This is a genomic window from Candidatus Rokuibacteriota bacterium (genome assembly GCA_016209385.1).
Lineage (GTDB): Bacteria > Methylomirabilota > Methylomirabilia > Rokubacteriales > CSP1-6 > JACQWB01.
This window is the reverse complement of the sequence record JACQWB010000237.1, coordinates 18,818-27,531: the sequence shown is the minus strand read 5'-3', so window position 1 is coordinate 27,531 and position 8,714 is coordinate 18,818. Positions and strand designations below refer to the sequence as shown.

Here is an 8,714-nt window from a genome sequence, read left to right as displayed (position 1 = left end):
CTAGCCGAGATCCGTGCCATGCCGGACATCGTCTTCGCCAAGCTCGTCAAGCTGTAAGGGCTGTCCGGCCGAGCTCCCATGCGCTGCGCCGCCTGTGGCCAGGACAACGCCCCGTCGGCGAAGTTCTGTGCCGAGTGCGGGGCCCGGCTCGCCGAGCGCTGCCCCACGTGCGGCGCCGAGGTCAAGCCAACCGCCAAGTTCTGCGACCAGTGCGGGGCCCGCCTGCGCGAGGAGGTACCCCGACACGCCGCACCGGGTGACCTCACGGCGCCGGTAACTCAACGGTTTGCCTCGCCTGAGACGTATACTCCCGTGCATCTGGCCGAAAAGATCCTCACCTCCCGAAGCGCGCTCGAGGGAGAGCGGAAGCAAGTCACGGTGCTCTTCGCCGACCTCAAGGGCTCGATGGAGCTGCTCGCCGATCGGGATCCAGAGGAGGCGCGGAAGATTCTCGACCCGGTCCTGGAAGGCATGATGGCGGCGGTCCACCGGTACGAGGGGACGGTGAACCAGGTGATGGGCGACGGCATCATGGCGCTCTTCGGCGCGCCGGTCGCCCACGAGGATCATGCCGTCCGAGCCTCCTATGCCGCGCTCCGGATGCAGGAGTCCATCAAGCGGTACGCGGCCGAGGTCCAGCGGACGCGCGGGATCCCGGTTCATATCCGAGTGGGACTGAACACGGGCGAGGTGGTGGTGCGCTCCATCGGGAGCGACCTTCACATGGACTACACGGCGGTTGGCCAGACCACCCACCTCGCGGCACGGATGGAACAGACCGCGATGCCGGGCACTATTCTGATCACCGCCGAGACGCTCAGGCTGGCCGAGGGCTATGTGGAAGTCAGGTCCGTCGGCCCGGTGACTGTCAAAGGGTTGAGCGAACCGGTCGAGGTGTACGAGCTGACCGGAGCGGGCTCCGCCCGGACCCGGCTTCAGGCCGCGGCGGCACGCGCACTGACGCGATTCGTCGGACGCGACACCGAGGTCGGGGTCCTGAGCCAGGCCCTCGACCGGGCCCGCGGCGGCCACGGCCAGGTCGTCGCGGTGGTGGGAGAGCCGGGGGTCGGGAAATCGCGCCTGTTCTGGGAGTTCGCCCGGTCCCATCGGACTCAGGGCTGGCTCGTGCTCGAGAGCAGTTCCGTTTCCTACGGCAAGGCCACGCCCTACCTCCCCGTCGTCGATCTCCTCAAGGCTTACTTCCAGATCGAGGCCGGGGACGAGCCGCGGAAGATCCGCGAAAAGGTCATCGGAAAGCTCCTCACGCTGGACCAGGCCCTCCAGCCGACGCTTCCGGCGTTTCTCACGCTCCTGGACGTGCCTGCAGAGGATCCCCAGTGGCAGGCCCTGGATCCGCACCAGCGTCGCGAGCGGACCCTGGACGCCGTCAAGCGCCTCGTTCTCCGCGAGGGCCAGGTCCAGCCCGTCTGCCTGGTGTTCGAGGACCTCCACTGGATCGACTCGGAGACTCAGGCGTTTCTGGACAGCTTGGTGGAGAGCCTTCCAACCGCCCGCATCCTCCTCCTGGTCAACTACCGTCCCGAGTACCAGCACGGCTGGGGCTCCAAGACTTACTACACGCAGATCCGGATCGATCCCCTGCCGCCCGAGAGCGCCGAGGAGTTGCTGCGCGGACTCCTCGGTGACGACCCCGCTCTTGAGCCCCTCAAGCGGCTCCTGATCGAGCGCACCGAGGGGAACCCGTTCTTCCTGGAGGAGAGCGTCCGGACCCTGGTGGAGACCCAGGTGCTCGTGGGTGAGCGCGGAAGGTACAGCATCGCGAAGGCGCTCCAGACCATCCAGGTGCCGGCCACGGTCCAGGCGGTCCTGGCCGCCCGCACTGACCGGTTGCCACCCGAGGAGAAGCGTCTGCTTCAGACGGCGTCAGTCATCGGAAAGGACATCCCGTACGCGCTCCTCCAGGCCATCGCCGGGGCACCCGAAGACACGCTCCGCAAGGGCCTGGCCCATCTCCAGGCCGCCGAGTTCATCTACGAGGCGAGCCTCTTCCCCGAGCCCGTGTACATGTTCAGGCACGCCCTCACTCACGACGTCGCCTACGCCTCCATGCTCCAGTCCCAGCGGCGCCGGCTCCACGCTCGGATCGGCGCCCTCATGGAGGGGCTCTACCCGGAGCGGCTGGAAGAGCGCCTGGGCGAGCTGGCCCATCACTTCGTGCAGGGGGAGGAGTGGGAGAAAGCGGTGGACTACCTGGGGCGCGCCGGAGCGAAGGCGGTTGCCCGCTGCGTGGACCGCGAGGCCGTGGCGTTCTACGAGCGTGCCCTTGAGGCGCTGGAACACCTGGCGGCGAGCGGCGAGCGCGACGGCCGAGCCATTGACCTGCGGCTCGAAATGCGGGCCCCGCTCTGGAGGCTCGGAAAGCTTGATCGGCTCTTCGGTCTGTTCCGGGATGCCGAGCAGCTCGCCGAGTCTCTTGAGGATCCGCGCCGCCTCGAGAAGATCTACGCCTTCCTCGTCCAGTACTACTGGGCCATGGCCGAGTACCCCCGAGCCATCGAGTACGGCGAGCGCTGTTTGACTGCCGGCGAGACGCTCGACGACCTCACGCTCCGGGTAACCGGGAACCTCTACCTGGGCCACGCGTACCACTGCCGCGGCGAGTACCGCCGCGCCGTCGAGTATCTTGACCGGAATGTTGAGCTTCTCGAAGGCGAAAAGGCTTTTGAGCGATTCGGTCTCTCCGGGCTTCCCTACGTCGTCTCCTGCTCCTGGGCCGTCTTCGCGCTGGCTGAGCTCGGTGAATTTGACCGCGGCCTTGAGTACGCCCGTCGGGGCGGTCGGGTTGCCGAGGCCGCAGACCACCCATACAGCCTGACCTCGATCCGGCTCTTCGAGGGGCTGCTCCGGGTCCGTCGAGGGGAGCCTGAGATGGCCATCCCGCTCCTGGAGCCAACATTGGAGATCTGCCGGAGCAAGAACTTCGCCGGGTCCACGATGCGCGCCGCGACGGCGCTCGGGATCGCCTATGCTCACGCGGGCCGGGTCGCCGAGGCCATCCCTCTGCATCAGGAGGCGATCCAGCTCCAAGAAGCCGCCGGTGCCTTCACCGACCGATCGTACTGGTGGGCCAACCTGGCCGAGGCGCACCTGCTCGCCGGCCGCGCGGAAGAGGCGCGACAGGCCGGCGAGGAGGCCTTAAAGTTTGCCACCGCCCACGGGGAACGCGGACGCGAGGCGTGGGCCAAGTGGTTGTTGGGTACCTGCACGGCCCGGCCTGACTTGCTCCAAGAGGCGTTCCAGATTGCCGAGGCCCTGGGGATGCGGCCGCTGCTGGCGCGGTGCCTCGTGAGCCTGGGCGAACTCCACCTGAAAGCCGGGAGGGCGGTTGAGGCACGCGCGCCGCTCACCCGTGCCGTCGAGCTCTTCCGCGCCATGGGCATGGGCCGCGACCTGGCTCGTGCCGAGGCGCTCCTTTCCAGCCGTTAGCCGTCAGAGTCGCCCCCTGAATCCCCCGAGGACGCCCCGCGCCGACTTCGTCTCGGCGCACATCCCTCTCGCCAAGGAGACGGCGGCTTCCTGGGCCCGCGCGAGTTCGCGCGGGTAAGGGACGGCGCCCGGCCGATCAGCTGGTCGAGACCTCCGCTGCCGAGAGCGAGGACGACGCGAGCCTCCTCGCGGCCGCAGTCGTAAACCGAGCGGAGTCCGGCCGGGCTGGTACCAGTAAAATCGAATATTCTTTGTTCGATTTTCGTGGTATCTACCGGCCGGTGGCCAGTGCCAACTCTCGTCAAGCCCCGGGAATTCCTTTAGAATAGGTCGGGTTGGGCACTGAGAGGAGAAGTGTGCCTATGGGGTTGCGGCTCGTTGTCCTGAGACACGGGAGCACCCAGTGGAACCGGGAGCGCCGGTACCAGGGGTGCGTGGACACCCCGCTCTCCGAGGACGGGCAGGCGCAGGCCGAGGCAGCGGCCGTGGCCCTGGCTGACCGTCAGCTTGCCGCCGTCTATGCGAGCCCGCTCGCCCGCTCCCGGGAGACGGCCGGCGTGATCGCGGCCCGTCACAGGCTTTCCGTGCTGGAGGCCCCCGCCTTCAAGGAGATCTGTCTCGGCGTCTGGGAGGGCCACACGGTCTCGGAGGTAAGGGCTCGGTTTCCGGAACTCTACGCCGCCTGGCGGGACCACCCGCACACGCTCACGCTGCCCGAGGGCGAGAGTCTCGCGCAGGTCCGCGAGCGCGTCGTCGAGGGGCTGGATGGGCTCAGATCGGCGCACGACGGAGAGACCGTCTGTCTGGTCTCCCACGGCGTGGCGATCCGTCTGCTCATCCTCGAAGCCCTCGGCCTCTCTCCCGAGAGGCTCTGGTCCATCCGTGTGGATGCCGCGGGGATCTCGGAGCTGGAGTACCGTGACGGGTGGGCGACCGTGCATCGCATGAACCTCGTGTCGCACCTCGACGGCGTGGCCGGGGGCCGGAGGCCCTAGGTGGCTGTCGGAATCAGCGCGTTCGAGCGCCCACCCACGGCTGCGCCGTGGGTACCCGGCCGGCGCAACCGATTCTGGGGGGAGGTTCGGAAGGGGGGCGAAGCCCCCCTCCGAGTCAAGTAGGCGTGGAGCGTCGCGTCCACCAGAGCCAGCTCCCCAGGGGGGCGAAGATCTACCTGGCCGACGAGGCCGCGAAGAAGCGCTTCGTGGAGGAGCGGCTGCTCCGCGTCTTCGGCCAGTGGGGCTACCGGGAGGTGGTCACGCCCACCTACGAGTACTTCGACGTCCTCTCCCTCGGCACCGACGTGGACCTCCAGGAACGGATGTTCAAGCTCGTGGACCGGGAGACCGGCCGGATGCTGGCGCTCCGCGCCGACATCACGCCGCAGATCGCCCGCATCGTGGCGACGCGCCTCCGGGATGAGCCGAAGCCGCTCCGGCTCGCGTACGTGGAGAACGTCTTCCGCTACGACGACCCCCAGGTCGGCCGCTACCGCGAGTTCTACCAGGCCGGCGCGGAGCTGGTGGGCCTCGAGAAGCCCGAGGCCGACGCCGAGATGATCGCGATGGCGGTCGAGGGGCTCCGCGCTCTGGGCCTCGGCGAGTTCCAGCTCAACGTGGGCCAGTCCGACTTCTTCCGCGGCATCCTGGAGGAACTCCGGGCGGACCTGGCCCAGGCGCGGCAGCTCCAGGAGGCCCTCTCCCATAAGGACGTTTCCGCCCTGGAGCAGGTCGTCGCCGGGTTCGCTCCACCCGCCGCAACCGCCGAGCTGCTGCTCGCGCTTCCGGGCCTCTTCGGGCGGGAGGAGGTGCTGGAGCGCGCGGGCACGCTGGTGAAGAACCCGCGGTCGGAGCGCGCCCTGGCCAACCTCGCCGAGGTCCACCGGCTGCTCCGCGTTTACGGGCTGGCGGACTCGGTCATCCTGGATCTCGGCGAGGTTCGCGGCTTCGACTACTATTCCGGCGTCCACTTCGAGGGGTACGTGGCGGGCCTCGGCGCCGACATCTGCAGCGGCGGGCGCTACGACCGCATGCTGGCCCGGTTCGGCTACGACTGCCCGGCCACGGGCTTCGCCTTCGACGTGGGGCGGCTCCTGCTCGCCATGGAGGCCCAGGGCGTGACGGTGCCGCTCGCCGGGCCGGACTTCTTCATCATCGACTTCACCACCGAGAAGACCACGGCGCTCGCCCTGTCGCGGCGGCTCCGCGACCTCGGGGCCTCCGTGGCGCGCGATATCATTACCCGGGGGCTCGAGGAGTCGCTCGCCTACGCTGCCCGGCAGCGGGCCCGCTGGGTGCTGGTGGTGGGCAGCGCGCGGACGAGCAAGGCCGACGAGGTCCTTGTCCGTGAGCTCGCGACGGGCCAGGAGCGCGTGCTGACGGCCAGCGCGATCCTCGAGCGGCCGGCGGCGTGCTTCCCGGGCCTGGGCGGAGGGGACGATGGCTAACATCGTGGTCGTCGGGACCCAGTGGGGTGACGAGGGCAAGGGGAAGGTCGTCGATGTCCTGGCGCCTCGAGTGGACGTGGTGGTCCGCTACCAGGGCGGGAACAACGCGGGTCACACGGTGGTGGTCGGACGGGAGAAGTACGTCTTCCACTCGATCCCGTCGGCGATCCTCCACCCGAACTGCCGCTGCGTGATCGGCTGCGGCGTCGTCGTCGACCCGGCCGCGCTCATCGAGGAGATGGAGGCCCTGGTCAGGCGCGGCGTGATCCTGGACGGAAACCTCTTCATTTCGCGCAACGCCCACCTCATCATGCCGTACCACCGCGCCCTGGACCTGGCCTCCGAGGCCAAGCTGGGGAAGCGGCGGATCGGGACCACGGGGCGCGGGGTCGGGCCCGCGTACGTTGACAAGGCGGCGCGCGTGGGCATCCGGATGGCGGACCTCCTGAACGAGCCGCGCTTCCGGGAGAAGCTCGACGCGACCATCCGGGAGAAGAACAAGCTTCTCCGCGAGATCTACGATGCCCAGACCTTCACCGTGGAGGACATCCTGGGCCCGTACCTCCGCTACGCCGGCTGGTTGGCCCCCTACATCACGGACACGGCCCTCCTCCTTTCGCGCTGGATCGAGGCGGGCCAGAGCGTGCTCTTCGAGGGGGCGCAGGGGACGATGCTCGACATCGACCACGGGACGTACCCCTTCATCACCTCGTCCAACACCACCGCGGGTGGGGCGGCCACCGGCACGGGCGTGCCACCGACCAAGATCCACGGCGTGCTTGGCGTCGGCAAGGCGTACACGACTCGGGTCGGGAGCGGGCCATTCCCTACCGAGCTCAGGGGCGAGCTGGCAGACCTGATCCGCTCGCGCGGCAACGAGTACGGGGCCACCACCGGGCGGCCGCGGCGTTGCGGGTGGTTCGACGCGGTAGTGCTCCGCTATGCGGCGCGGGTCAACGGCCTCGACACGCTGGCCCTGACCAAGCTGGACGTGCTGGACCAGTGCGAAACGGTGAGGATCTGCGTGGGCTACAAGTACCGGGGCGACGTGCTCACCGAGTTCCCAGGGGAAGAACGGATCTGGGTCGAGGCCGAGCCGGTGTACGAGGAGATGTCGGGGTGGCTGACCCCGACGCGCGGCGTCCGGTCCTACAGGGAGCTCCCCACGAAGGCCCGCCAGTACCTGGAGCGCCTGGCGGAACTGGCGGGCGTCGACCTCTGCCTGGTCTCGACCGGCGCCGTGCGGGACGACACGATCGTGCTCGAGGACTCGCCGCTCCTCAGGTGGTTCCCCGGGCTCCGCTCGGCCTTCGCCTGACGGCATCCCGGCCCGGGCCTCGGGGCACAGTCAGCGCGACCAGCTTCCGGACGTCCGGCGCTGTCTCCAGGCGGTCCACCTGCGCGATCAGGCGCTCGCGGTCGGCGTCCCCCAAGCCCCGGGCGCCGTACGTCCAGCAGCGGCGGAACTTGTCCAGGTGCTGCTCGCGCGTCAGCGGGTTCGCGGGGTGGCCGAGGATGCTCTCCAGGCGAAGCGCGTGCTCGCGGCCGTCGGCGAGCACGACTCCGATTGTCTGCGGCACGATCGCGTTTTCGTCGCGGCCGTCGTCCACCTCCACGTCGACCTTCAGTGCGAGCGCGTGCACCTCGGGGTCGGTGAGCCGGTTCCCGATGAAATCGAGCACGTCCACGGTGCCCCTGAGGAGCGCGGTCGCCGCCACGAAGGGCAGGCAGAGCCGAGCGTAGCTGGCTGCTGGCGCCGGGATGTCGGGACGGCCGACCAGGCGCTTCACCAACGGGGGCACCCTGAGCGTGATCCGGACGACGTCGGCGGCGGCGAACCCCAACTCGCGCTTGAGCCGCAGGAGGCCGTCCACGGCCCCGTGGGTGAGCCGGCCACTGGGGAACGGCTTGTGGGCCAACTCGGTGACGCGCCATACCTTGCCGAGGTCGGCGAGCACGGGCGCGAGGTCGTAGGCGCCCTCGAAGAGCTTGAAGTAGCCGTAGGCGCCCTCCAGGACGTCGTGCGGGCCGGTCAGGCCCCGCATCGCCAGGTCCACGGCGGTGAGCGCGCTGCGGGCGTTGAAGCCGATCTGCATGCCGAGCAGCATCGAGCCCTCGACGTGGGGCTGGAGCGTTCCCGAGATCTGCCCGTACACGAGGCCGAAGGCGTTGGTGAGCGTCGGGACGTCGAATCCCTCCAGCTTGCCGAGGGCAGCCACCGCCCCGAAGGCGCCGGCGGTCGCGGGGCGAAAGAACTTCATCGGCGCGCGCGAGGCGAGGCCGATCGAGCAGGCGACGTCGACCCCGACGGCGACGGCCGTCAAGAAATCTTTGCCAGTCGCGCCCCCGCGGCGCTCGGCGTGGGCGAGGAGCGAGGAGAGGAGCGTGGCCATGGGGTGCACCACCGCCGCCTCGTGAACGCAGTCGAACTCGAGGCAGTGCATCTGGTAGGCGTTCACGAGGGCGGCGCTCGGGGCCGGGAGGCGCCAGGGCGAGCCCCAGACCCTGCCCTCGCGTCCCTCCCCCCAGCCGGCGGCGGTCTCGGCCAGCCGCATCGCCCAGGCGTCGGCGCTCCCCGCGATGGCGACGCCGATGCTGTCGAGGACGAAGGTCTTCGTCGCGAGCACCGCGGCTGGCGGCAGGTGCTCGTAGGCGGTGCGGGCGACGTGCTCGGCGAAGCTCGCGATCCCGTCCACGGGCTCAGCCTCCCGTCTATGAACCCTCCGCGTGGGGAGGGAGTCAAGCGAGAAGTATCGGTCGTGGCCGACAGGCCACCGCGGTGAGACGCGAGAACGGCACACCCGGTCGGCCTTGCTGAGGCCGG

At 69.5% G+C, this 8,714-nt stretch carries 5 protein-coding genes; 4 read left to right on the top strand and 1 reads right to left on the bottom strand.

All coding sequences use genetic code 11. The annotated features are described in order from the left end of the window. Window positions 1-78: 78 nt before the first annotated feature. The 4 genes from HY726_17780 (at window position 79) to HY726_17765 (ending at window position 7,208) form a co-directional block, all read left to right on the top strand. The gene (locus HY726_17780) at window positions 79-3,447 is read left to right on the top strand and encodes an AAA family ATPase (GenBank protein ID MBI4610845.1); all 3,369 of its coding nucleotides are present in this window, start codon (window positions 79-81) and stop codon (window positions 3,445-3,447) included. Between the two features lie 362 nt (window positions 3,448-3,809). Then, window positions 3,810-4,442, top strand: a complete 633-nt coding sequence (locus HY726_17775; protein MBI4610844.1) for a histidine phosphatase family protein — start codon at window positions 3,810-3,812, stop codon at window positions 4,440-4,442. 125 nt (window positions 4,443-4,567) lie between these two features. Continuing rightward, window positions 4,568-5,890: an ATP phosphoribosyltransferase regulatory subunit gene (hisZ, locus tag HY726_17770; GenBank protein MBI4610843.1), complete on the top strand. Its 1,323-nt coding sequence runs from the start codon at window positions 4,568-4,570 to the stop codon at window positions 5,888-5,890. Then, a complete protein-coding gene (locus HY726_17765; protein ID MBI4610842.1) occupies window positions 5,883-7,208 on the top strand; it encodes an adenylosuccinate synthase in 1,326 nt (441 codons plus the stop codon). Before hisZ ends, HY726_17765 begins: the two co-directional genes overlap by 8 nt. Here the strand turns inward: HY726_17765 and HY726_17760 are convergent. Beyond that, entirely contained in the window at window positions 7,171-8,586 is a 1,416-nt protein-coding gene (locus HY726_17760) for an MmgE/PrpD family protein (GenBank protein MBI4610841.1), read from the bottom strand. The genes HY726_17765 and HY726_17760 overlap by 38 nt on opposite strands. Between the last annotated feature and the right edge of the window lie 128 nt (window positions 8,587-8,714).

What these genes read in the sequence shown, in the direction of transcription:
- HY726_17765 (MBI4610842.1), top strand. Translation starts at nt 5,883, where the DNA reads ATGGCTAACATCGTGGTCGTCGGGACCCAGTGGGGTGACGAGGGCAAG.
- HY726_17775 (MBI4610844.1), top strand. Translation starts at nt 3,810, where the DNA reads ATGGGGTTGCGGCTCGTTGTCCTGAGACACGGGAGCACCCAGTGGAAC.
- HY726_17780 (MBI4610845.1), top strand. Translation starts at nt 79, where the DNA reads ATGCGCTGCGCCGCCTGTGGCCAGGACAACGCCCCGTCGGCGAAGTTC.